The 23,396-nt window shown below is 59.4% G+C and carries 19 protein-coding genes; all 19 read right to left on the bottom strand.

Going from position 1 to position 23,396, the window contains the following annotated elements; genetic code table 11:
• Window positions 1-6 precede the first annotated feature (6 nt).
• Complete coding sequence (locus ODJ80_RS07895; protein ID WP_263041657.1) at window positions 7-846, bottom strand: carbohydrate ABC transporter permease; 840 nt, start codon at window positions 844-846, stop codon at window positions 7-9.
• Window positions 843-1,763: a carbohydrate ABC transporter permease gene (locus ODJ80_RS07890; RefSeq protein WP_263041656.1), complete on the bottom strand. Its 921-nt coding sequence runs from the start codon at window positions 1,761-1,763 to the stop codon at window positions 843-845. Before ODJ80_RS07890 ends, ODJ80_RS07895 begins: the two co-directional genes overlap by 4 nt.
• Before the next feature lie 155 nt (window positions 1,764-1,918).
• The gene (locus tag ODJ80_RS07885) at window positions 1,919-3,304 is read right to left on the bottom strand and encodes an ABC transporter substrate-binding protein (RefSeq protein WP_263041655.1); all 1,386 of its coding nucleotides are present in this window, start codon (window positions 3,302-3,304) and stop codon (window positions 1,919-1,921) included.
• Window positions 3,305-3,522: 218 nt separating this feature from the next.
• On the bottom strand, window positions 3,523-5,868 hold the full coding sequence (locus ODJ80_RS07880) for a glycoside hydrolase family 31 protein (protein ID WP_263041654.1): 2,346 nt from the start codon (window positions 5,866-5,868) through the stop codon (window positions 3,523-3,525).
• Between the two features lie 102 nt (window positions 5,869-5,970).
• Window positions 5,971-7,053 (bottom strand): Gfo/Idh/MocA family protein, encoded by a 1,083-nt coding sequence (locus ODJ80_RS07875; RefSeq protein ID WP_263041653.1) that lies wholly within the window; start codon window positions 7,051-7,053, stop codon window positions 5,971-5,973.
• Window positions 7,054-7,084: 31 nt separating this feature from the next.
• Window positions 7,085-8,878, bottom strand: coding sequence for a glycoside hydrolase family 13 protein (locus tag ODJ80_RS07870; RefSeq protein ID WP_263041652.1), 1,794 nt, complete (start codon window positions 8,876-8,878; stop codon window positions 7,085-7,087).
• A gap of 11 nt (window positions 8,879-8,889) precedes the next feature.
• A complete protein-coding gene (locus ODJ80_RS07865; RefSeq protein ID WP_263041651.1) occupies window positions 8,890-9,381 on the bottom strand; it encodes a DUF4867 family protein in 492 nt (163 codons plus the stop codon).
• 14 nt (window positions 9,382-9,395) lie between these two features.
• Window positions 9,396-10,781, bottom strand: a complete 1,386-nt coding sequence (locus ODJ80_RS07860; RefSeq protein WP_263041650.1) for an L-fucose/L-arabinose isomerase family protein — start codon at window positions 10,779-10,781, stop codon at window positions 9,396-9,398.
• Window positions 10,778-11,740: a carbohydrate kinase family protein gene (locus tag ODJ80_RS07855; RefSeq protein WP_263041649.1), complete on the bottom strand. Its 963-nt coding sequence runs from the start codon at window positions 11,738-11,740 to the stop codon at window positions 10,778-10,780. Before ODJ80_RS07855 ends, ODJ80_RS07860 begins: the two co-directional genes overlap by 4 nt.
• Window positions 11,741-11,776: 36 nt before the next feature.
• Window positions 11,777-12,631 (bottom strand): class II fructose-bisphosphate aldolase, encoded by an 855-nt coding sequence (locus tag ODJ80_RS07850; RefSeq protein WP_263041648.1) that lies wholly within the window; start codon window positions 12,629-12,631, stop codon window positions 11,777-11,779.
• A gap of 19 nt (window positions 12,632-12,650) precedes the next feature.
• Window positions 12,651-13,610 carry an aldo/keto reductase gene (locus tag ODJ80_RS07845; RefSeq protein WP_263041647.1) on the bottom strand — a complete coding sequence of 320 codons (960 nt, stop codon included), beginning with the start codon at window positions 13,608-13,610 and terminating at the stop codon, window positions 12,651-12,653.
• Between the two features lie 57 nt (window positions 13,611-13,667).
• Window positions 13,668-14,435, bottom strand: a complete 768-nt coding sequence (locus tag ODJ80_RS07840) for a ThuA domain-containing protein (RefSeq protein ID WP_263041646.1) — start codon at window positions 14,433-14,435, stop codon at window positions 13,668-13,670.
• 286 nt (window positions 14,436-14,721) lie between these two features.
• Window positions 14,722-15,810, bottom strand: a complete 1,089-nt coding sequence (locus tag ODJ80_RS07835) for a Gfo/Idh/MocA family protein (protein WP_263041645.1) — start codon at window positions 15,808-15,810, stop codon at window positions 14,722-14,724.
• A gap of 107 nt (window positions 15,811-15,917) precedes the next feature.
• Window positions 15,918-16,688: a ThuA domain-containing protein gene (locus ODJ80_RS07830; RefSeq protein WP_263041644.1), complete on the bottom strand. Its 771-nt coding sequence runs from the start codon at window positions 16,686-16,688 to the stop codon at window positions 15,918-15,920.
• 108 nt (window positions 16,689-16,796) lie between these two features.
• Complete coding sequence (locus ODJ80_RS07825; protein ID WP_263041643.1) at window positions 16,797-17,636, bottom strand: carbohydrate ABC transporter permease; 840 nt, start codon at window positions 17,634-17,636, stop codon at window positions 16,797-16,799.
• A 14-nt stretch (window positions 17,637-17,650) separates the two neighbouring features.
• On the bottom strand, window positions 17,651-18,589 hold the full coding sequence (locus tag ODJ80_RS07820; RefSeq protein WP_263041642.1) for a carbohydrate ABC transporter permease: 939 nt from the start codon (window positions 18,587-18,589) through the stop codon (window positions 17,651-17,653).
• A 92-nt stretch (window positions 18,590-18,681) separates the two neighbouring features.
• The gene (locus tag ODJ80_RS07815; RefSeq protein ID WP_263041641.1) at window positions 18,682-20,061 is read right to left on the bottom strand and encodes an extracellular solute-binding protein; all 1,380 of its coding nucleotides are present in this window, start codon (window positions 20,059-20,061) and stop codon (window positions 18,682-18,684) included.
• A gap of 514 nt (window positions 20,062-20,575) precedes the next feature.
• A complete protein-coding gene (locus ODJ80_RS07810) occupies window positions 20,576-21,967 on the bottom strand; it encodes a GH32 C-terminal domain-containing protein (protein WP_263041640.1) in 1,392 nt (463 codons plus the stop codon).
• Between the two features lie 30 nt (window positions 21,968-21,997).
• Window positions 21,998-23,383 carry a GH32 C-terminal domain-containing protein gene (locus tag ODJ80_RS07805; protein ID WP_263041639.1) on the bottom strand — a complete coding sequence of 462 codons (1,386 nt, stop codon included), beginning with the start codon at window positions 23,381-23,383 and terminating at the stop codon, window positions 21,998-22,000.
• Window positions 23,384-23,396 lie beyond the last annotated feature (13 nt).

The following is a 23,396-nucleotide window of genomic DNA, read 5'->3' as shown; positions in this document are numbered from 1 at the left end:
CGAAACTCAGCTCTTGACCGCGCCCTGGGTCAAACCGGCAACGATGTATTTCTGGGCGCAGATATAGGCAATCATCACCGGTACCATGGCGATTAGGTAGGAGGCAAACGCCATGTTGTAATCGTAAGTGTACTGAGATTTGAAGTTGTACTGGAACAGGGGGAGCGTCCAGGTGCTGGAATCCTGGTTGAGGATAATCAAGGGCATCTGGAAGTCGTTCCAAACCCACAGAACATTCAGCACCAAAATGGTCATGGTCATGGGCTTGATCAGCGGGACCACCACACGCCAGTATGCCCCAAAAGTGGTGCAGCCGTCAATAGAGGCCGCCTCTTCCAAGTCTGCGGGCACGGAGCGGATGTAGTTTGTCAGCAAAAAGATGGACTGGGATGCCGACATGGTGACGCACATAATGATCAGGCCAAACTGGTTGTTCAGGTGCAGGTTGCCCAGGTACTTGACCAGAGGGATCATGATGACCTGGAAGGGGACGAAAATCCCGCACAGGCACACATAATACACGGTCTTAAAGTACTTCTTGTAGAAGTTGCGGGAGATCGCGTAAGCGGCCATGGGGTGCAGCAGGAAAATGAACAGCACAGAGACCACGGTGATCACGGCGGAGTTCTTAAAGTAGTTGAAGTAACCCGCCTTTTGGAACACAGACTTAAAGTTCTCCAGGTAGAAGCTGGTAGGGAAGGAGAAAAAGCTCTCTGCCGACTGCTGCTGCGTCTTCATCGCTGTGATGATGGTGACGTAGAAGGGGAACAGGATAATAATTGCGCCGATGATAAGGAACGCATAGGAAACAATTTTAAGGGCCTTACCGCCTGCTGATAGCTTCACGCGTCATCACCTACCTCTTTTTTACTGGAGATCTTGATCGTCAGGAAGGAGACGATGGCAACGATTACAAACAAGCACATGGACTCTGCCACGGACTGCGCAAACTTGCCCTCGCTCATAGCGTGACGGTAGATCAACACGCCGATAGCCTCGGTTGCCTGGGCGGGGCCTCCGGCGGTCATCGCCTGGATGTAATCGAAAATGGTCAGGCCGCCCTTGGTGGTGGTAATCACCAGCATGGTGACAATGGGGATCAGGAAGGGGACCGTGATGTTTTTAAATTTCTGCCAGGCATTGGCCCCGTCGATGGTGGCCGCCTCGTACAGATCGGCAGGAACGCTCTGCAGGCCCGCCAGCAGCAGCACAGTGGGCGTTGCGCAGCCCTGCCACAGGTTCACGATCAGGATGCCAAAAATGGCGGTGCTGGGGCTGCCAAGAATGCTCTTGCTCAGCCATTCGATGCCCAGGGCCTCCCCAATGGGGGGGAACGCCCGCAGGAACAGCTCGTTCCAAATCAGACCCACTGTAACCAGGCTGAGCACGGCGGGGATGAAAAAGACGGAGCGGAACAAGGTGCTAGTCTTGCCCTTCAGGTTGTTCAGCGCCAAAGCGATGAGCAGGGAAATCAAGATCACACCGATATCCAGCATGATGGTGTAGCGGATGTTGAACCAGATGGCCTGCCAGAAACGCGTATCTTGCAGCACCGTGACATAGTTTTGCAGGCCGATGAACTTGTAGGTTGTGGCAATGCCGGTCCAGTTGGTCATACTGTAATAGACACCCAGAACCATGACCACAACGAAGAAAAAGATGTACAGCAGGAAAACCGGAAGAGTGAACGCCACCATAACGGCATTCTTTCGCTTCATGCCGTTGTTGCCAGAGGTGCCGCCCGGAGAGGGAAGCCTCGACATATTTCCTTGCACCTCCTCAAAAGATTTCGGGGTTACGCGGGTTCAATCGGGATATTTGGCCCCAATTGGCCGGTAAGACTCGGAGGTCTTCCGAGTCTTACCGACTGAAACAGGGTCACTCACTTTCGTTTTGGAAAACGCTTGCTTACAATCGCTTACTCAGCGGACTGCGCAGCCTCAGACTCCACAGCGGCCATGTAATCTTCTGTCATAGTGGTCAACAGGCTGGTGATGTCGCCGTCGATCAGGACCTGCTGGATCTTGGAGCGCTTGGTCTCCTCAAAGCCGGCGGGCAGGACTTCCATGCTCAGAACGCCCTTCTCGTCCAGGATCTCCACAACACCGGTGCCCTGGGGGATATCGGCCTCCACGCCCTCGATGCAGGAGGGGGAGTGATCCAGGTCGGCGTAGATCTGAGCGCCTTCAGCGCTGGAGATGAAGTTCAGGAACATCTCAGAAGCAATGGCGGCGTCCTCGCCATGCTCGTTCACACCCAGGCACAGGCCGGTATCCAGGCCCAGAGGCTGCTGGATGTCGCCGCTGTCGTTGGGCATGGGGAACATGTCAAAGTTCTTGTCGGGGTTGGCAGCCTCGATGGAGGGAGCGGCCCAAGAGCCCTGGGGGAACATGTAACCGGTGCCGGTGGCGAAATCGCTGATAGCCTGGTCATAGCCCAGGGAAAGGGTGTCGCCCTGAGAGTACTCGTGGAGCTGGAGGATCTTCTCCCAGGACTGGACAGTCAGCTCGTCGTCCTGGAAGGTGGTCTCGCCGGCATCCATCTGATCGTAGAACTCAGAGCTGTCGGCCCGATCTTTGCCCAAAATGTTGCTTTGCAGCTGGGACAGGGTCCAGGCGTCCTTGTCGGGGAACACAAAGGCCACTTCGCCCTTGCTCTTGATATCCTCGGCAATGGTGATCAGCTCGTCCCAAGTGGTGGGGATTTCATAACCAGCCTCTTCAAACTTGTCCACGTCGTAGAAGACGCCCATGAAGTTGCCGGAGAAGGGGATGCAGTAGTAGTGGCCGTCCTCAAACTTCACGGCATCCAGGTAGTTCTCCATCACGTTTCCAAGGGCCTGGGTGTCATCCAGAGCCTTGACGCGGCCCTGCTGGGCGAACTGAACAAACTGGGAATCGGTGGGCCAGTGCATCATCACGTCGGGGATGTCATTGGAGGCCGCCCGGGTCATCAGGACCGTAGAGGCGTCGGGCACCACGTTCTGGGTGACGGTGATGTTGGGGTTCTGCTCCATAAAAGCGTCGATCACAGCCTGGAAGGAATCCACGGCCTCGCGCTTCTGCTGGAAGAACTCGATCTCCACATCGCCGGAAACGGACAGCTCACCGCCGGCAGCTTCACTGCTCTCTTCCGCGGTGCTGCTCTCTCCCGCGGCGCTGCTATCTTCCGCAGCGGAGGAGGTGGCGCCGCTGCTCTCCTGGGCAGCGCTGCTGGTGGAGGACTCTCCGCCCCCATTACAGCCGGCGAACATTGTCACTACCATTGCGGCAGCACAGGCGATCGCTAAAAGCCTTTTCTTCATGGTCTTACATCCTTTCGTTTTAGAGTTGGCCGGGCGGCTACAGCTATTTGCACAAAAGCGGTCCGACCTCTTTGATATGATTATAGCCAGAACCGAAAAATGTCTCTATAAGATTTATTACTTTCCCTATATTGTGGAATTTACCTTCTGTTCATAATATTCATAAAATATCCACAGATAGTTTCGGGTTTGTAATTTTTATTACATTCTGAGACACATCAGCCCTTTTCCGCGCACGCCACGGTGATGGCCGGCGAAACCTTCTGTACGGAAAGGGCCTTCCCGTTGAGGACAGCGCCGGTAATGGGGGACTGCGCATAGATCTTCAGGGCCTTCACCGGCAGATTGGTCTCCACCAAGGCCCGCTCTCCCTGCAGCACGGCGCGGAAGTGGTACTCCACCCCATCATCATAGAAGGTCTGGTCCACACAGCCGGAGATGTTCAGCAGGACGGTGAGGTCCTCATAGTTTTTCTCCTCGCTCCAGAGGACGTCCTCGCTGCGCATGGGGACGGCCGTGTTCTCCCGCAGGTAAACGGGGATATTCTCCAGGGTGTTCTCCGGCCGCACCCAACGCCCGCCGGAGGTGAACTCCCCTGTGCGCAGGCAGGCCCACTGTCCCTGGGGAAGGTAGACCCGCAGGTCATCCTGGTCGAAGATGGGGGCCACCAGCAGGCTTTCGCCCAACATGTATTCCATCCCCACGTTCTGCACCGTAAAGTCGTCGGGGAATTCCAGCAGCAGAGCCCGCAGCATGGGCAGGCCGGTGTTGTGGGCCTGAATGGCCGTGGAATAGAGGTAGGGGGCCAGGCGGTAACGGAGCCGGTCGTAGGCGCCGAAGATCTCCTGGGCCCTTTCGCTGAAGTTCCAGGGCTCCCGGGGGGTCTTGCCGTGGCAGCGGCTCAAGGGGCTGAGCAGGCCGAACTGGGCGCTGCGGACATACTGCTGCTCGGTGGGCGGGCACTCATATCCATCGCTGTCCGTGTTGTAGAAGCCGCCGATATCGTGGCCCCAGAAGGGCACGCCGGAAAGGCCGATGGACAGGCCGCTGCGCAGCACGCAGGCCAAGTTGTTCTCATGGGTGGAGGAATCTCCCGCCCAGTTGCCCGGGTAATTCTGGCTGCCTGCGTAGCCGCTGCGGCCCCACAGCATGGGCCGCTCCCCGGCGGGCAGCTTCACCTCGGCGCAGGCCTCGTAGATGGTCTTGGCGTAGAGCAGGGGCAGCTTGTTGTGGCCCTGCAGGCCGTTGGAGCCGTCGTGATAGACGGCGTCCAGGGGCAGTGCCTCAGAGAAGTCCGTCTTGATGACACCCACGCCATCCTTGACCACGTTCTTTACCAGGCCCTTGTACCACTCCACCATTTCAGGGTTGGTGAAATCAAAGGCGGCGAAGTAGAAATCATTGGTAGCGGCGGAGTGGAAGGTGGCCACCTCCCCTTTCTCGTTCATCACCAGATAGCCCTTTTCCTTGGCGAACTCATAGCTGTCCGCGCCCACCCGGATGTAGGGCCACATCCACAAGCTGAGATGGAAGTGCAGGTCCTTCAGGGTTTGGATCATGCCCTGGGGATTGGGGAAACGCTCCAAGTCCCACTCCCACACGCCGGAATTGCTCATCTTCTGCCAGCCGTCGATATGGATGACGTCCGCGGGGATCTTCTTCTCCCGCAGGGTGCGGGCTACGGTCTCCACCTCTTCCTGGGTGCGGTAGCTGCACTTGGACATCCACAGGCCAAAGGCCCACTTGGGGATCATGGGGGAGCGGCCGGTGAGGGCGGTGTAGCCCTCCAGCAGGCCCTTGTAATCCCGGTCGCAGAACATCACATAGTCCAGCATCTTGTCCGCCACCTCCATGCCGTAGGAGACGCCGGAGCCCACGCCCATGTCGCAGACGTTGTCTGTGTAGGTGTTCAGCAGGATGGAGTACCCCCGGCTGCTCATAAAGTAGGGGATGTTCTGGTAAGAGCGCTCCGTGTTGGTGGAAAGGGCGTCGCTCTGGCGGCAGTGGATGACCTGCCCCCGCTTATTAAAGCCGGTGAACTTCTCTCCGAAGCCGTAGAAGTTTTCGTCCGAGTACATGTACATGGTCTCCCGCACCTTCACCACGTTGCCCTGCCCGTCGCAGTCAAAGCCGATGGGCAGGTACTTGCACATGTTGTCCACGTTGGAGTCGCACACGTTCTCGTGGGTGAGGGGCTTGCCGTCCAGCAGCACGGAGAGCTGCCAGGGCCGCTTTTGCAGCCGCAGCTCCATGCGGCCGGTAGAGAGGGACAGGCACTCCCCCTTGTCCTCCAGGGAATAGGCCTGCCGGCCCTCCAGGGGGAACACGGCGTTTTCAAACACCTTCTCCTCATACGGGTACATGCGGAACCGGAACGCCGTCTCGGTGAGCAAGTCAACGCGCACCCGCGCGGTCTTTTTCTGATAGGTGCCCGCCACCAGCTCCAGGGCGTTCTGCTCCTGGGAATAGCTCTGGACCTCCGTCAGGAAGTCGAAGGGGTGGGTGAACACCGTCTTCAAATAGCCCAGCTGGGGGTTATAGGTCACTTCTACTTTGTTTGCCATGCAAATTGCTCCTTTCCGATTGTCTTATTACAGAAAGGGCCGCCGGCAGCGCCTTTTCAGGCCCCGGCAGCCCTTCGCTCCTGTTCAAGGGAACGCCGTGCCTTAAGGCGCCAGCCAGGTCCCCTCTTCTGCGGATTTGATGATGGCGTCCACCACATGCTGGTTCGCCTGGCCGTCCTGGATGGTGGCGGCCAAACCGTCGCCCACGCCGTTGAGGATATCGGCAAAGGACTGCATCTGGTCTACATAATATCTCTCCGGAATGGGCAGCTTGCTGAACACATGGGCATCGGCGTTGATGTCGCCGGAGCAGACTTCGATCTCGTCCACGCCGGAGCCCTGGGCGTCCAGGCTGTACACGATGGCGCCCTCGCTGCCGTAGATTTCCATGCGCTGGTAGTTGCCCCGGCCAAAGCCAAAGCGGGTGATCTGGAAGCTGGCGGAGATGCCGTCCTCCATATCGGCCATGTAGTTGCAGAAATCGTCCACATCCACCTTGCCCGTGCCCTTCCCATCCTTGGGAAGGAGCTTCCGCTCATGGACATAGGTGCCGGTGTGGCCCACCACCCGGGTGTACTCCTTCCCGGTGACGAACCGCACCAGGTCCAGGGCATGGCAGCCCAGGTCGCCCAAAGCGCCGGAGCCTGTACGGCTCTTCACAAAGCGCCACACCAGGGGACAGTCCACCCGGGGCAGGCCCCAGGCCTGGAAGTACTGCATGTCCACATGGTAGACACGGCCGATCTTCCCCTGGGCGATCAAGTCCCTGGCGTACCGGGCCGCCGCCTTAAAGCGGTAGGAGAAGCACACCATATTTTTCAATCCCTTCTCCTCCGTGGCCTTGGCCAGGGTGTCCGCCTGTTCCGCCGTCATGGTGATGGGTTTCTCCAGGTCGTAGGGCTTGCCCGCCTCCACCGCCGCCATGGCGATCTCAAAGTGGGCGTCGTTGGAGGTGCAGATATCCACCGCCTCTACATCGGGGCAGCTGATCAGGTCATGATAATCGGTGAAGCGCCGCTCCGGGGGGATGCCGTACTTCTCCCCTGCCGCCTGCAGCTTTTCCTCGTCGATGTCACAGATGGCCACCAGCTCCAAGTTGGGGCTGCGCTGAATGCCGGGAGCATGGACGCCGTTCCAAATGGAACCCAGGCCCACCGAGCCAATTCGGTTTATCTTTTTCTCCACAATACTACAACTCCTTTATGATAGCCGGAATTCACTCCAGTTCCAAGATCATGGAAGTGAAGGGGGGCACTTTCAGGGAAAGGGCCTCTCCCTCTCCCTTATAGGAGCCGCCGCCCAGCAGGTCCTTTGCCCCCTTGGCGCACAGCGTGCAAGCTTGGGGGGCGCCGGTGTTGTTGATGGCAGTGACCAGGCGCTCGCCGTCTTTGCGGCGCTCCATGAGGAACACATCCCCTTGGGAGCAGAACCGCACCGAGCCCTCTTGCAGCGCCCTGCGGGTCTTCCGCAACGCCATCAGCTTTTGATAGTGGCACCGCAGGTCTTTGTCCCAATGGGACTCCTCCCAGTCAAAGGCCTTGCGGCAGTCCGGGTCGTTCTCCCCGGTCATGCCTATCTCTGTCCCATAATAGGTGCAGGGCATGCCCACGAAGGTGAACAGGAACGACGCTGCGTTTTTCAGCCGGGCCGTATCGCCGCCGCACACGGTCACAAAGCGGGCGGTGTCATGGCTGTCCAGCAGGTTGAGCATAGAGGCGTTGGCAGCGTCGGTGTAGCGCATCAGGTTCTCGGTCAGCAGCCCTTGGAACTGCTGCGGGGAAATGGCGCTTTTGGCAAAGTACAGCACCGCCGGGCGCTGCATTCCGTAATTCATCACCCCGTCGAACTGATCCCCCTGCAGCCAGGCCTCCGCGTTGCGCCAGAACTCTCCAATGATAACTGCGTCCGGATTGATGGCATGCACTGTCTGGCGGAACTCCCGCCAGAAGTGGGAGTCCACCTCGGTGGCCACATCCAGCCGCCAGCCGTCGATGCCCATGCGGGTCCACTTGGCCACGGCCCCCAGCAGGTATTCCTTCACTTGGGGATTTTCCGTGTTCAGCTTGGGCATGCACATCCGCTTCAGCCTCTCCACAGGGATATCCCTCGCAGCCCAGGGGCTGGGCACATAGGGGGTGGTGCCGAAGGCGTAGAAGTTGATGGGGTCGAAGGAGACGGGGAACTCCCGGATGTAGAACCAGTCCTTAAAGGGGGACTGCTCCCCGTGCTCCACCACATCCTGGAACTGGCGGAACCCGCCGCCGCAGTGGTTGAACACCCCGTCCAAAATGATGCGGATGCCCCGCTTGTGCGCCTGATTGATCAGCTCCACCAGGTCGGACTCCTCACCAAAGTGGGGGTCCAGGCGGGTGTAGTCGATGGTGTCATATTTGTGGTTGGACTGGGCCTCAAAGATGGGGGTGAGGTACAGGGCATTGACGCCCAACTCCTCCAGGTAAGGCAGCTTCTCGGTGATGCCGGGCAGGTCTCCCCCCATAAAGTTGACCCGGTCCGGCTTGCTCCCCCAGGGAACGGCCCCTTGGGGGGAGAGCTCCGGTTTTCCGTTGCAGAAGCGCTCTGGGAAGATCTGGTAAAACACCGCGCTGTTCACCCAGGAGGGTGCCTTGTGAACATCAATCGAATTGACAAAGGGAAACTGGAAGTTGACAAAAGCGGCCGCCTCGTCCTCCTCAATGTTGGTGGTGCCAGGCTGCACCAGGCCGTTGTCCCCGTAAAACCACTCCTCATCCCCTTTGTCCAAAATGAAATAATAGGCGATGCGGGGGTCTTCCACTTGGTACACGCACTCGTAGTAATCGAACAGCCCGTCGGAGCCAGCCACCTCCATGGGGAACTCCTTCCGGGTATGCCACAGGTACTTGTTGCCAATGACCAGGCGCGCCCGGTCCAGGTCGCCCTTGGCAGCCCGCAGGCGGACCTTGAACTCCTTCTCTGAGACAGGGAACGCGTAATTGCTCACCGGGATGTGTTGGATGGCCTGAAGATTCATGGTTGCCCTCCTCACAGAGTAATGCGGATCTGCTCCTCGCCCTTCAAGGGGAAGAAGGCGCAGTCGTTGCCGAAGGTGCGCTCAGGGAGGAGGATGAGGACGTTGACCTCTGGGGAGTCCACCACGAACTGGCGGCCGTGGAGCACGCCAGGGTTGAGGCGGACAAAAGTGCCCTTGGGCACCCGGAAGGCCACCACCGTCTCCGGGTCCACCCGGAAGCTGGAGGGCCCCACAAAGATATCAATGTCCCCATCCAGGGGCAGGATGCCCTCGCAGGTGAACTGGTGGTACTCCAGGGCGGAGATGACCCTCTCACATTCCGAGACCCGCGCCACGCACACGGAGGCGGGCATCCGCCCGTCCAAATGGAGCTTCAAAAGGTCCGGGGCAAAGATGTTGTCCCCCTCCCGCCTCTCGATCTGGGGCACACGCAGCAGGTCCATAAAGTCGCCGTAGAGCCGGAACGCCTCCCGGTCCAAGGCCTGGGGATGTATCTCTCTCATAACACGTCCCTCCCTCACAAACTGTAAACGCCCTGCTCGTCGGCGTCATCGAAGATGAGGCCGAGATAGCGTGCGGCCTCCCGCAGGACGGGCTTGTAGTTGCCGTAAATGCCGCCCACATGGTGGATGTAGGGCCCAAACATCAGCTTCTCTTCCCAGCGCTTCCAGTTGTCCGTCTCAAACCAGACATAAGTGCCGTTGGTCTGGGGTCCGTCCACCGCCCGGCCCTCGCCGCCGAACAGGTAGTACTTCCCATCACAGTCATCGAACCGGCACACGGTGATGTCCCCCTTCTTCAGCTCAAAGCGCTCCTGGCCGCCCACCAGCCGGGCCTGGCAGCCAGAGTCCTTCAGAGAGTAGGGGAAGGGCCCGCAGTGCCACAGCAGCTCGGCGTTGTCGTTCTGGGGGTGGCGGATGGTCAGGTCCGCCAGGAAGCTGGACTCCTTGCCCAGGGTTACCGCCTGGAGCATGGCCAGGGTCACCGCCCCGTTGATGTCCGTCTCGCAGGAGATGGGCATGCCCTCGTCGGCCATCTCCCCCAACGTCATGCAGATGGGCACCCCCAGAATGGGCACCGCGCTCCAGCACTCCATGGCGCCGGCCGTGCAGTGGTTCTTCTCCATCAGGTCCTGCACCGCCAGCTTGGCCGCCGCGGCCCGGGTGACCTTGTCCTCCTCCATGGAGGAGGTGTCCATCCGGCCCTTCACGTCCGCCAGGTACTCCGCCAGGCGCTCATCCTTGCCCTGGATCAGCTCGTCCATGCGGGCGGCGATGGCCGTGGGGGACACGGGCACCACCGTGATGCCGAACTTGGTGGCCAAATCCCCTTCGTTGGCCATCACGCTCATAAAGGGCACGGGCCGGGCCCCGAACTTGGCGATGCGCAGGTTCTTCACCGTCTTCACCACGGCCGCCACCCGGATGAACCGGTCAAAGCCCCGCTTGAAGTCCTCGCTCTCCGTCTCGCAGTTCCAGATGTAGCTGTACTGCACCCCGAACCGCTTCATCACCTTGGTGCAGGCAAACATGCCGCACTGGGTGTCCCGGCCCCGGCTCTCGTCCGTGTTGGGCCGCTCGTCCCGGGCGCCCCACATCAGGGTGGGCACCTTCAGGGCCGCCGCCACCCCCGCCGCGCACTGCTCCTCGCCAAAGTCGCAGTGGGGCGTGAACAGGGCGTCGATCCCCGCCTTCTTGAACTTCTCCACCACCTGGGGGATCTTCTCCGTCTCGTACAGGATGCCGTTCTCGCACAAATCGTCGATGTCCACAATCTCCACCACGTCCGGGTGGATCTGCCGGATCACCCCCATGAACTTGTCCTTCTGGCGCTTGGCCTCCTCCATGCTCAAAAAGCTCCGCTTGGTGGGCGCCACGCCCAACACGATGTGCTGTTTTCTCATAGCTGCAATTTCCTCCCGTAAAATTCCACACGCTGGTCGATCTCTGTGTAGTCGATCTCGCCGGTCTGCAAGTACTTCTGCACGGTGTCCCAGTCCGGGATGCCCGCCCGGCCCCCGATGCGGGTGCATTTGATGCAGGACACCCCCGTGGCAAGCCTAGCCGCCTCTTTTGGGGACAGCCCCCGCAGCAGCCCCACCACATAGGCCCCGTGGAACACGTCCCCGGCGCCCACGGTGTCCGCCACCGGCACGTCGAAGGAGGGTATCTCAAAGTACCCCTCCTCCGGGCTGTAGCCCACGCACCCCTTGGCCCCCAGGGTGAACACCACGATGGAAGGCCCTCTCTCACACAGGGCCCTGCAGTTCTTCTCGTAGTCCTTGTCCCGGAACAGGGCATTGTAGAAAAACTCCGACCCGATGAACACGTCGATGTTCTGGATGTTGTCCATCATCTCCGAGGAGAAGCTGTCCGCGTCCACAATGACCTTGGCCCCCGCCGCCTTGGCGTGGTGCATGGCCTCCACCGAGGCCGCCGTCATGTGGGCCACGAAAAACCACTGGCAGTCCTCCAAAATGCCCTCGTCCAGCTCCGCGAAGCTGGGCGGCTGGGCCGTGCCCCGCCGGTACACGATGCTCCTGCCGTCGGTCTCCCGGTCGCTGAGCACGATGGACAGGGAGGTGGTCTCCCCCTCCCGCACCTTCATCCCGCTGACGTCGATGCCGTGGCGCTCAAAGTCCCGGATGCAGAACTGCCCGTAGTCGTCGCTGCCCACCGCGCCCATCATGGCGCACTTGGCTCCCAGGCGGGCGCAGGCCACCATCCCGGAGGCCACCTTCCCGCCGCCCTGCCAGCTCATGGCCCGCACCCCTGTGCCCCCGTTGGGCTTGGGGAACACGTCCACGTTCACCGCCAGGTCCACGCAGGGCATGTCGTACCCTGCCACTTCAAACCGTTTCAAAACAATTCCTCCTAAAGGTCCCCTGTGGGCCTTCCCTTAAAATGAAAACTTGTTGGGGTTTAAAAGCCGCATCTTCCCCCGCACAAACTCGATGACGTCCTCCGCCGCCGCGTTCATCAGGCCGAACAGGTTCCCCTTGGCCTCTCCCGCGGCCACCTGCTTCTCCACGCTGGCGTAGCAGGCCCGGAAGTACTCCGTGGCGATGTTGAACTTGCTCATCCCCAGCCGCACGCTCTCCTGCAGCTGCTCGTGGGGGATGTCCGAGCACCCGTGGAGCACCAGCGGGATGGGCAGCGCTTTCCGCAGCGCGGCGATCCGCTCAAAGTCCAGGTTGGGCGTCTGGACGTAGGCCCCGTGGGCGTTGCCCACCGCCACCGCCAGGGACCCGCACCCGGTCCGCTCCACAAACTCCACCGCCTGCTCCACGTTGGTGTAGTGGTCCGCGTTGACAATGTCGTCCACATTTGCCCCGGACCCCACATGGCCCAGCTCCGCCTCCACATCCACGTTGAACACGCCGGCCGCCTGCACCACTGCCGCGGTCAGCGCCACGTTCTCCTCATAGGGCAGGGCCGAACCGTCCACCATCACCGAGGGGAACCCGTCCCGCACGCCCCCCACAGCGATGCCGTACCCCGCCGAGTGGTCCAGGTGCACCCCGATGGGCACCTCTGACTTCTCCGCGAACTCCTTGGCGATGGCCGCCACATGCTTTAAGGCGATGTACTTCTCAAACCCCGGGTAGAACTGGATGATTACGGGAATCCGCTCCCGGCCCGCAGCCTCCGCCACCCACTTGATGGTCTCATAGTTGCACACGTTCACCGCCGCCACGCCGTAGTGGTTCTCCGTGGCGTGCCGCAGCAGGTCGTTGACCTTTACCAATGGCATCTCAAACGACTCCTTTCTCTCAGTCCGCTGTGTTGGTGTTGAAGAACAGGGTGTAATGGGGCAGGCCCTCTGTGAACTCCCGGCTGGCCCGGTCAATGGCCTCGTAGTCCTCCTCTGAGAACTGCCACCCAGAGGCCTGGATATTCTCCGCCGCCTGCTTCCCGTTTTTCGCGCCCACGATGGGCGCCGTCACACCGGGCGTCTGCAGCAGCCAGGCGATGGCTCCCTGGGCCGGCGTCTTCCCGTACTTGGCGCTGGCCTTTGCCAGCACCTCCGTCACCTCCAGGGCGCGGTCGTAGTTCTCCGGCTGGAACAGCGCGGCACGGCTGCGCCCGTCCGTGAAGGTGGCTCCCTTCTTGTACTTCCCGGTCAGCAGCCCCTGGGCCAGGGTGCTGTAGGGGATGACCGCGATATCGTTTTCACGGCTGAATTTCAATAGCTCCTCGTCGTACCGCCACAGCAGGCTGTAGCAGGGCTGGATCACGTCCACCTGCCCGTACTCCATGGCCGCCTTCATCTCCTCCAGGGAGAAGTTGGAAAGCCCAATGGCGCGGATCTTCCCCGCTTTCTTCAGCTCCGTCATGGTCTCCATCCGCTCCTGGATGCTCACTTCCTCCTCCGGGATGGGGTAGTGCAGAAAGTACACGTCCAGATAGTCCGTCCCCAGGCGGGACAGGCTGTCCTCGCAGGCCTTCACCATCTTGTCGTGGGCCATGGAGGGCTTGAACACCTTGGAGATGATCTTCACCTTGTCCCGGCCGATCCGCCGGGCGGCTTCTCCCACCACCCGCTCGGAGCGCCCGCTGCCGTAGATCTCCGCCGTGTCAAAGGTGTTGACACCGTTCTCATAGGACACCTGCAGCGCTTCCAGGGAGCTCTCGTCCTCCGTGGCGCCAAAGTAGTCCCCTCCCATGGCCCAGCACCCCAGGATCAGCTCCGATACTTCCACTCCGCTTTTGCCTAACGTTTTGTAGTTCATACAATACTCCTCCTTGTTAGGAGGGACTGGAGAACCCATCTCCAGCCCCTGGCCTTATCAGTCCTTTTTTTCATGCAGTCCTGCGATGCTGTGCTCCAGCTTCCCGTGAACCTCCACCACAGGAGGCAGGTTTCCATAATGTTCCTGCGGGAACTGGACCGGCGCGGCCCACTTCACCGCGTTGATGATCACATGCTGGATCTCCGGCTGATGGTAGATGGGGAACACCTCGTGGCCGGGGCGGAAGTAGAAGATCTTCCCCTTGCCACGGTGGTAGCAGCACCCGCTGCGGAACACCTCGCCGCCCTCGAACCAGCTGATGAACACCAGCTCATCCGGCTGGGGGATGTTGAAGTGCTCGCCGTACATCTCCTCGTGGGGAATGATGATCTTCTCATCCAGGCCGTCCGCGATGGGATGGCTGGGGTCCACCACCCACAGGATCTCCTTCTCCCCGTCTTCCCGCCATTTCAGCATGCCGGAATTGGTGCCGCAGATCCGCTGGAAAATCTTAGAGGCGTGCCCGGAGTGGAGCACGATCAGGCCCATGCCCTCCTGGATGCGCTTGTGCACCCGGTCCACGATCTCGTCCGCCACCTGATGATGGGCCATGTGCCCCCACCAGATCAGCACGTCGGTGTTGTCCAGCACTTCCTGGGTCAGGCCGTGTTCCGGCTCCTTCAGGGTGGCGGTGCGCACCTCCATGCCCGCGTCCTTCAAAAAGTCCGCGATGCACCCGTGGATGCCCTTGGGGTACACCTCTGCCACTTCCGGGAACTGCACCTCGTGCAGGTACTCGTTCCACACTGTCACTCGAATTGCCATTGTTTTCTCTCCTTTCGGCTCTATTTTACCGTACTTTTCAGTTTGAATCCATTTTATCAAACACGTCCAAAATTATTTATAAAATCTCTTACAATTCATATATTGTTTATCTGACTTTCCTATATCCCGGAAAGCCCGCTTGGATTTTCCCTAAAAGAAATAAAGATTCCACCTATCTTTCATAGAAAGCGCCCTGTGCTTTTATAGAGAAAAAAGCGCAAAAAGCTGCCCCACCCGGCAGAGGAGAGGCAGCCTTTTGCATATCATATTTTGATAGAATCAATTGTTACTGTACCGGCAAAATGTCCAGCCACTGGCCTTTTTCCGCAGACTCCAAGATGGCGTCCACCACATGCTGGTTCGCCTGGCCATCCTGAATGGTGGCGGCCAAACCGTCGCCCACGCCGTTGAGGATGTCGGCAAAGGACTGCATCTGGTCTACATAATATCTCTCCGGAATGGGCAGCTTGCTGAACACATGGGCATCGGCGTTGATGTCGCCGGAGCAGACTTCAATCTCGTCCACGCCGGAGCCCTGGGCGTCCAGGCTGTACACAATGGCGCCCTCGCTGCCGTAGATTTCCATGCGCTGGTAGTTGCCCCGGCCAAAGCCAAAGCGGGTGATCTGGAAGCTGGCGGAGATGCCGTCCTCCATATCGGCCATGTAGTTGCAGAAATCGTCCACATCCACCTTGCCCGTGCCCTCGCCCTTCTCCAGGGGGCGCTCTGTGACATAGGTGCCAGTGTGGCCCACCACCCGGGTGTACTCCTTCCCGGTGACGAACCGCACCAGGTCCAGGGCGTGGCAGCCCAGGTCGCCCAAAGCGCCAGAGCCTGTGCGGCTCTTCACAAAGCGCCAAGCCAGCGGGCAGTTATCCCGGGGTAGGCCCCAAGCCTGGAAGTACTGCATGTCCACATGGTAGACATGGCCGATCTTCCCCTGGGCGATCAGGTCCCTGGCGTACCGGGCTGCCGCCTTAAAGCGGTAGGAGAAGCACACCATATTTTTCAATCCCTTCTCCTCCGTGGCCTTGGCCAGGGTGTCCGCCTGTTCCGCCGTCATGGTGATGGGTTTCTCCAGGTCGTAGGGCTTGCCCGCCTCCACCGCCGCCATGGCGATCTCAAAGTGGGCGTCGTTGGAGGTGCAGATATCCACCGCCTCCACATCGGGGCAGCTGATCAGGTCGTGATAATCCACAAACCGGCGCTCCGGGGGGATACCGTACTTCTCCCCTGCCGCCTGCAGCTTTTCCTCGTCGATATCGCAGATAGCCACCAGTTCCAAATTGGGGCTTCTGCGGATGCCGGGCTCGTGAACGCCGGTCCAGATGCCGCCCAGGCCCACCGAGCCCACTCGAATCACTTTTTCAGTCATAACGCTTCGCTCCTTTGCGAAAATTCAATACAACAAACTTGTCTGGGTTTCCCACCGATGCCTTGGTCAAAGCCCGCGGGTCCTCCCTCTGTTCTCTGCGCGGCCCCTCACTTGGGCTGATGCAGTCCCGGATTCCCGGTAATCCCCTGTACCTGCGTAGTGATCGGCACCACGGGCGCAGGATTTCCATAGGTGGTGTTGGGGAACTGAACCGGCGCAGCCCACTTCACCGCGTTGATGATCACATGCTGGATCTCCGGCTGGTGGTAGATGGGGAACACCTCGTGGCCGGGACGGAAGTAGAAGATCTTCCCCTTGCCCCGATGGTAGCAGCACCCGCTGCGGAACACCTCGCCGCCCTCGAACCAGCTGATGAACACCAGCTCATCCGGCTGGGGGATGTTGAAGTGCTCGCCGTACATCTCCTCGTGAGGAATGATGATCTTCTCGTCCAGGCCGTCCGCGATGGGATGGCTGGGGTCCACCACCCACAGGATCTCCTTCTCCCCGTCTTCCCGCCATTTCAGCATGCCGGAATTGGTGCCGCAGATCTTCTGGAAGATCTTGCTAGCGTGCCCGGAGTGCAGCACAATCAGGCCCATGCCCTCCTGGATGCGCTTGTGCACCCGGTCCACGATCTCGTCCGCCACCTGATGATGGGCCATGTGCCCCCACCAGATCAGCACATCGGTGTTGTCCAGCACTTCCTGGGTCAGGCCGTGTTCCGGCTCCTTCAGGGTGGCGGTGCGCACCTCCATGCCCGCGTCCTTCAAAAAGTCCGCGATGCACCCGTGGATGCCCTTAGGGTACACCTCTGCCACTTCTGGGAACTGCACCTCGTGCAGGTACTCGTTCCACACTGTCACTCGAATTGCCATTGTTTTCTCTCCTTTCCTGTCAGTTTTGAGCTAGTCCCAATTTTATCAGGCCCGCTCAAAAATCCTAGAAACATTTTTACTTTTTTAGTGTTATTTCTTTTACTTTTCTCATCCCTTTACAGCGCCTTCTACCAGGCCCTGCTGCATGAACTGCTTCTGGAAGATGATGAAGATTACGATGACGGGCACAATCACAATGACGGACGCCGCAAACATCAGGCCATACTCGGTGGTGTGCTGGCCCCGGAACAGCTGCAACGCCACAGAAAGGGTGCGCTTTTCCTCTGTCTTGATAAAGGTCAGAATATCAAACAGATTACCCCAATAGCCGTTAAAGGCAAAAATGGCAGAGGTGGCAATGGCGGGCTTGGTCAGGGGGATGATGCAGTGCAGCAGCACCCCCAGGCGGGAGGCCCCATCCAGGAACATGGATTCCTCCAGTTCCTTGGGAACGCTCTCGAAGAAGCCCCTGTAAAAGAAGGTGTTCCCCGCCACGCAGGTGCCGCCCCACAGCAAAAGCACACCGCCATAGTTGTCAATCATGTGCAGGCTGTTGAGCACTGTGTACTGTGAGATCAAAGCCAGCTGTGTGGGGATCATCATGGTCAGCAGGAAGATGTTGAAGATGACCTCCCTTCCCGGGAACTTAAACCGGGAAAAGCTGTAGGCCATGGTGATGGAAACCACCACGTTGATGATCATGCCGCTTACTGAAAGAAAAGCGGTGTTCACAAAGTAGCGGGAAAAGTTATTGCGCGTCCACACTTCCACATAGTTCTCTGTGTAAAGAGGGGGCTGCGGAAGGATCACCGGGATGTCCGGCAGCACGCCCCGGATATCCATGAAGGAAGAGGAAATCATGGATAAGAAGGGGGTCAGGCAGACCACCGCCAAAAAGATAAGCACCGCATGAAGGGCCACTTGGGCCGCTGTCTTTTTCCGTTTCATCACTGCGCCCCCTCTCAGGTATCCTGCCCATAGCGCAGATAGCGCTTGAGGAACATGGATGTGGCGAAGACAAAGACGCCCATCATCAGGCCGCAGGCCGCCGCGTAGCTGAACTCGAAATAGTTGAAAGCCCGGGTATAGATATAGTTCATCATTACATCCGTGGTGCCCACAGGGTCGCCCTTTGTCAGCAGGAACACCTGTGTGAAGATGTTCATGGCGCCGTTGATCAAGTTGATCAGCAGGTAGAAAGTGGTGCCCTTAATGCTGGGCAGGGTTACATAGAAGAACTTCTCCACCGTGTTGGCGCCGTCGATGGTGGCCGCCTCATACAGGTCGTTGGAAATGCCCTGCAATGCCGCGGTATAGATAATCATAACCCAGCCAAAGCCCTTCCAAATGCTGAACACCCAGATGACAAAGTTGCCGGTCCAGGTCTCTTGCAGCCAGGCAATGGGTTCCTTGATGATGTGCAGCTGCAGCAGGATGTAGTTGACCAGGCTGCCGTCATCGGGCTGGAAGATATAATCGAAAATGTTTGCCACCACAACCCAGTCGCAGATGACCGCGATATAGAACATGCTCTTATAGATGTTCTTGCCAAACTTCAGGTTGTGGATCATCACAGCAACCAACAGGCCCAAAACCAGCTGTCCCGGCACAGTGATCAGCACCGCCAGAATGTTGTTGCGGAATGAGATCCAGAAATAATAGGCGTCAGTGCCCCTTTCAAACATGCCCTCGAAGGCCCGCTGGAAATTGGCAAACCCCACAAAGGGCGTCTCCGCTCCGGGCATGATGCTGTAATCTGTAAAAGCGATATAGATGTTTTTGATCTGCGGATAGAGCACAAAGGTCACAAACAGAACCAGGCCCACCGTGATAAACGGCAGCACTGCTGCCCATTGGCGCAGACCCTTGCGGAAGCGCACCGCCAGTGCGTCTTTTTTCACTTGCTTCTTCCTCCCATCTCATCTGAAAATAAGGGCGGCTGGAAAGCTGGGGGCTTTCCAGCCGCGGCCTCTTTGCATTCTTTCAGACTGGCTTATTCCGTCTCAGCCAGCAGGGCGTCAATTTCCGGGGCCAGCTTGTCCAGGGCGGCCTTGGGCTCGTCCTCATGGCGCAGGCAGCTCTGGAACAGCTTGTTCAGCTGGTCAGACATCTTCTCCCAATTGGGATGGGGCGTTCTGGAAACGGCATTCTCCAGCTGCTCTACATAGACATCCATATTCTCCACTGCCATAACTTCCTCAGAGTTGGCGTATTCCTTTACGGTGGGGACCAGGTGGCCGCCGCCCAGGGCCTGGGCCTTCTGGGCGAACTCGCCCATCAGGAAGCGGGCAAACACCCACGCGGCTTCCTGCTTGGTGCCGCTGCTGAACAGGCACAGGTTCTCGCCGCCCACAACGGACAGGGAGCCGGCCTCGCCAGCGGGCAGCAGCCCGGACTGCACCTTGGCGATGTCCTCTTCCTTGTTGTTGGTGTAGAACCAGGGGCCCTGGAAGGTGAGCAGATACTCGCCGTTGAAGGCGCCGTTGGCCACATCGGGTTTGCCAGCCATGGTGGCCGGCCCCAGCACGCCTTCATCGTACCACTGCACCAGGGTCTCCAGCGCCTTCACGCTCTCCTCGCTGTTCAGGTAGCCGCTGGCCTGGGTGTAGTCCTCGTTGGTGTAGGTGCCGCCCAGGGAGTAGAACAGGGGCGCGATGGACCAGGTGTTCACATCTTCCGTGGACATGAGGTACTGGCCCTCGCCCAGCTGGTCCTTCAGCTCCAGCATCTCGTCATAGGTGGAGGGGATCTCCTCCAGGCCCAGCTGCTCCAGCAGGGTCTTGCTCCACACGCCGCTGAGGCAGTTGGTGTTCAGGGGCAGGCCGTAGTACTTGCCCTCGTAATAGTTGGTGCTCAGGGGCCCCTCAAACAGGGTGTCCTTCATCTCGGCAAAGCCGGGAAGGTCATCCACCGCCACCAGGGCGCCCAGCTCGGCGAACTCGGTGGTCCAGATGATGTCCATACGCATCAGGTCCGGGCCGGTGCCGCTGGCCACGCCCTGGATCATCTGCTGCTTGACGCTGTCATAGGGCATGACCACCGCGTCCACATGGATGTTGGGGAACTGCTTCTCGAACTCGGGGATGATCTGCTCGGTCAGCACCTCTGCCTCTTGGTCACTGTGGGTGTGCCAATAGGTGATGGTCACCTCTTCCCCATCGTAGGTAAGGGTGGAGTCTGTGGCAGCCTCTCCGGCCGCGCTGCTCTCCCCGCCCGCTTCCGAGGTCGCGCTCTCCTCTGCCGCGCTGCTAGTCTCCGCGGGCGCGGAGCTCTCCGGCGCCGCCGAGCTGCTGCTGGAACCGCCGCTGCTGCAGGCAGTGGTGGAAACCAGCATGGCCATGGCGAGCAACGCCGCCGCGATCTTTCGTTTCATAGGTTTCATCCTCCCAAGGGTATAGATTATGTGAAGCCAAAAGGCTTTACACCAAAGCATTCCCATCCCTCTGCTCCAACAGGGCGGAACAGCTGGGCAAAGTGTACAGTTTTGCCCTTTTGACGGATTCGTTTTTCAATTCTTCGTCATTTTAGCAAAAAAAAAAAAAACGATATAAAATTCGTTACTTATGTCGTGCAAAAAATCTGACATTCTGAGCGTTTTGCCTAAATACCGTTAACGCATACAATATCGCTGTTTTCCTGTGTTTTTGCGGCATCTTCCCTCAAAAAGCGAAGGCCCCCGCAGGTATGCAAGCCTGCAAGGGCCCCTTCTTCCATTGGGATTGTGTTTTACGGCTCCTTCTGAAAAAATCCCTTCCTCCAGAAAGAGAGACTATTCATCTACTGCGTTAAGAAAAACCGCTTTCGGGAAATGTTTCAAAAAAAGGCCCGGCTCCGCAGTCATACCTTCTGCGGGGCCGGACCCTTCGCGATACAGAGATGTGCTATTTTTACTTCAGATCCCGGGAAAGGGTGATGTTTTTCAGCTCCACGGTCCCGTCCGTGGCAAAGGCGCTGACCGCCGTGCCGAACTTCCGGTAGGCCCGGGCGTTCAGGGCCACGCCGTCCACATACAGGGTGGCGATGGTGCCGTCCACGATCAGGTCCACATGGTAGGTCTTTCCGGGCTCCAAATGGATGGGCCGCTCCTGGCCGATGTTCTGCTCATCCGGCCAGGGCCAGTTGGGGCTCTTCTCGAAGACCACCCGGTTTTCCCCCACATGGAACAGGTACTGGTAGCTCTCCCCGGTCTCCTGGTTTCCGTAGAACCGCAGGCCGAAGGTGGACGTCCCCTCCTGGAAGCTCACGTCCAGCTCCAGCTTGAAGAAGTCCCCGCCGTCCTCCCGCAGGACCTTCTCCTGGCGGGCAGGGGCAGCGGCCAGCGTCACATCTTCCAGGTTCTCCCCTTCCACGAAGGCGGCCCGGACAGTGTCCGGCATGGCGCAGCCCAAGGTGCCGTCCTCCCGCTGGTAGAGCTGGTGGGGCACGCAGGCGCCGCCCCACTGGAACAGGCCCTTGTCCGTGTCACCCTCTTTGGTGGGCACCCAGCCGAAGAGGTAATGCTTGCCGTCCATGGCAAAGGTGCGGGCCGCGTAATAGGCCCGGCCGTCGAAAGCGTCATCCTTGGGGGTGAGCCAGGGGCCCTGGAGGCTCTTGCTCATGCGGTAGACCATCTTGCTGCGGTGGCTGTACTCGGTGATAATGTGATACCACCAGCCGTCCATGTAGAACACGTCGGGCATCTCGTGCATGGTGTACAGGTCCGGGGCCCAGAAGTCCCCCTGGAACTCCCAGGTCTTCAGGTCCTTGGAGGTGTACCACACAGTGCGGCCGGTCTGCTGGGTCTTGGGGCCCGCCTTCCGGGCGCCCAGGAACATCCGGTACTCCTGGCGCTCCTCATCCCACAGCAGGAAGGGGTCCCGCCAGTCATCGGGGTCGTAGCCGGGCTGGGCCATTAAATCCAAGTCCTCATCGGTCTTGGTCCAGTGGAGCAGGTCGTCGCTGGTGGCGTGCATCTGCACCTGGCCGGGCTTGCCCTGCTGGGGGAACAGCATGTTGTTGCCGGTGTAGAAAGCGTGGTACTGGCCCAAGGCCTTGATAACGCTTCCAGAAAAGACATACTGGTCCTGCTCCTCATCCGTGCCGTGGGGGATGGCGTTGCCCAAATTCTCATAGTGGACAAAGTCCTTGGTCTTCAGCAGGTCCCAGCCGAAGGGCTTGCCCATGGAACGGCCGCCCACCCGGGGGTCCCGCAGGTAAAACAGGTAAAAAGTGCCGTCTTCGCCAAAGGGCATGAAGTCCCCGCACACCGCGTCGGGGCTCTGGTAGTACAGTCGTGCCATTTTTACAATCCTCCCGTTTATAGGCAAAAATTATCGCAAACTTTGAGAAAACGTGCCGTTTTTCAGCTCCACGGTCCCGTCCGTGGCAAAGGCGCTGACCGCCGTGCCGAACTTCCGGTAGGCCCGGGCGTTCAGGGCCACGCCGTCCACATACAGGGTGGCGATGGTGCCGTCCACGATCAGGTCCACATGGTAGGTCTTTCCGGGCTCCAAGTGGATGGGCCGCTCCTGGCCGATGTTCTGCTCATCCGGCCAGGGCCAGTTGGGGCTCTTCTCAAAGACCACCCGGTTTTCCCCCACATGGAACAGGTACTGGTAGCTCTCCCCGGTCTCCTGGTTTCCGTAAAACCGCAGACCGAAGGTGGACGTCCCCTCCTGGAAGCTCACGTCCAGCTCCAGCTTGAAGAAGTCCCCGCCGTCCTCCCGCAGGACCTTCTCCTGGCGGGCAGGGGCGGCGGCCAGCGTCACATCGTCCAGGTTCTCCCCTTCCACGAAGGCGGCCCGGACAGTGTCCGGCATGGCGCAGCCCAAGGTGCCGTCCTCCCGCTGGTAGAGCTGGTGGGGCACAAAGGTGCCCGCCCACTGGAAGGCCCCCTTGTCGCTGTCCCCCACTTTGGTGGGCACCCAGCCCAGGAGATAGCGCTTGCCGTCCATGGCAAAGGTGCGGCCCGCGTAATAGGCCCGGCCGTCGAAGGCGTCGTCCTTGGGGGCGAGCCAGGGGCCGTGCATCGTGCGGCTCATGCGGTAGATCATCTTGCTGCGGTGGCTGTATTCCGTGATGATGTGGTACCACCAGCCGTCCATGTAGAACAGGTCGGGCATCTCGTGCATGGTATAAAGGCCGGGGGCCCAGAAATCCCCTCGGAACTCCCAGTGCTCCAGGTCCTTAGAGGCGAACTGCACCGTGCGGCCGGTCTGCTGGGTCTTGGGGCCCGCCTTGCGGCCGCCGAAGAGCATCAGGTACTGCTCCTCTTCCGGATCCCAAATCACAAAGGGGTCACGCCAGTCGCTGATGTCATATCCTGGCTGAGGCGGAAGGTGAAGGCTGTGGTCTTTTGTCCAGTGAATCAGGTCATCGCTGGTGGCGTGCATCTGTACCTGGCTGGGCAGGCCCTTGGCTGAGAAAGACAGATTGGCCCCTGTGTAAAAGGCATGGTACTGCCCCATCCCCTCCATCACACTTCCAGAGATGATGTCCTGATCTTGGTCGTTGGGACCGCTGCCAGCAATGGCCGTGCCCTGCTCTGTGTAATGCACAAAGTCTGGAGTGGTCACCAAATCCCACACAAATGGGTCCTTTTGGTCCTGGGGCTTCCGGTTATCCTTTAAGTAATAGAGATAGAAGACGCCGTCCTTCCCAAAGGGCATGCAGTCTCCAAAGGCGCCGCCAGGACAATTATAGTACAGCTTTGCCATTGTAATGTTCCTC

Origin of the sequence: Acutalibacter sp. LFL-21, from assembly GCF_025630755.1 — a bacterium.
Lineage (GTDB): Bacteria > Bacillota > Clostridia > Oscillospirales > Acutalibacteraceae > Acutalibacter > Acutalibacter stercoravium.
The sequence above is the reverse complement of the archived record's forward strand: the minus strand, read 5'-3'. Positions and strand labels throughout refer to the sequence as shown.

Coding starts and splice junctions, on each gene's coding strand:
- ODJ80_RS07890 (WP_263041656.1), bottom strand. CDS start 1,763: ATGTCGAGGCTTCCCTCTCCGGGCGGCACCTCTGGCAACAACGGCATG.
- ODJ80_RS07885 (WP_263041655.1), bottom strand. CDS start 3,304: ATGAAGAAAAGGCTTTTAGCGATCGCCTGTGCTGCCGCAATGGTAGTG.
- ODJ80_RS07880 (WP_263041654.1), bottom strand. CDS start 5,868: ATGGCAAACAAAGTAGAAGTGACCTATAACCCCCAGCTGGGCTATTTG.
- ODJ80_RS07870 (WP_263041652.1), bottom strand. CDS start 8,878: ATGAATCTTCAGGCCATCCAACACATCCCGGTGAGCAATTACGCGTTC.
- ODJ80_RS07865 (WP_263041651.1), bottom strand. CDS start 9,381: ATGAGAGAGATACATCCCCAGGCCTTGGACCGGGAGGCGTTCCGGCTC.
- ODJ80_RS07860 (WP_263041650.1), bottom strand. CDS start 10,781: ATGAGAAAACAGCACATCGTGTTGGGCGTGGCGCCCACCAAGCGGAGC.
- ODJ80_RS07850 (WP_263041648.1), bottom strand. CDS start 12,631: ATGCCATTGGTAAAGGTCAACGACCTGCTGCGGCACGCCACGGAGAAC.
- ODJ80_RS07845 (WP_263041647.1), bottom strand. CDS start 13,610: ATGAACTACAAAACGTTAGGCAAAAGCGGAGTGGAAGTATCGGAGCTG.
- ODJ80_RS07840 (WP_263041646.1), bottom strand. CDS start 14,435: ATGGCAATTCGAGTGACAGTGTGGAACGAGTACCTGCACGAGGTGCAG.
- ODJ80_RS07835 (WP_263041645.1), bottom strand. CDS start 15,810: ATGACTGAAAAAGTGATTCGAGTGGGCTCGGTGGGCCTGGGCGGCATC.
- ODJ80_RS07830 (WP_263041644.1), bottom strand. CDS start 16,688: ATGGCAATTCGAGTGACAGTGTGGAACGAGTACCTGCACGAGGTGCAG.
- ODJ80_RS07825 (WP_263041643.1), bottom strand. CDS start 17,636: ATGAAACGGAAAAAGACAGCGGCCCAAGTGGCCCTTCATGCGGTGCTT.
- ODJ80_RS07815 (WP_263041641.1), bottom strand. CDS start 20,061: ATGAAACGAAAGATCGCGGCGGCGTTGCTCGCCATGGCCATGCTGGTT.
- ODJ80_RS07810 (WP_263041640.1), bottom strand. CDS start 21,967: ATGGCACGACTGTACTACCAGAGCCCCGACGCGGTGTGCGGGGACTTC.
- ODJ80_RS07805 (WP_263041639.1), bottom strand. CDS start 23,383: ATGGCAAAGCTGTACTATAATTGTCCTGGCGGCGCCTTTGGAGACTGC.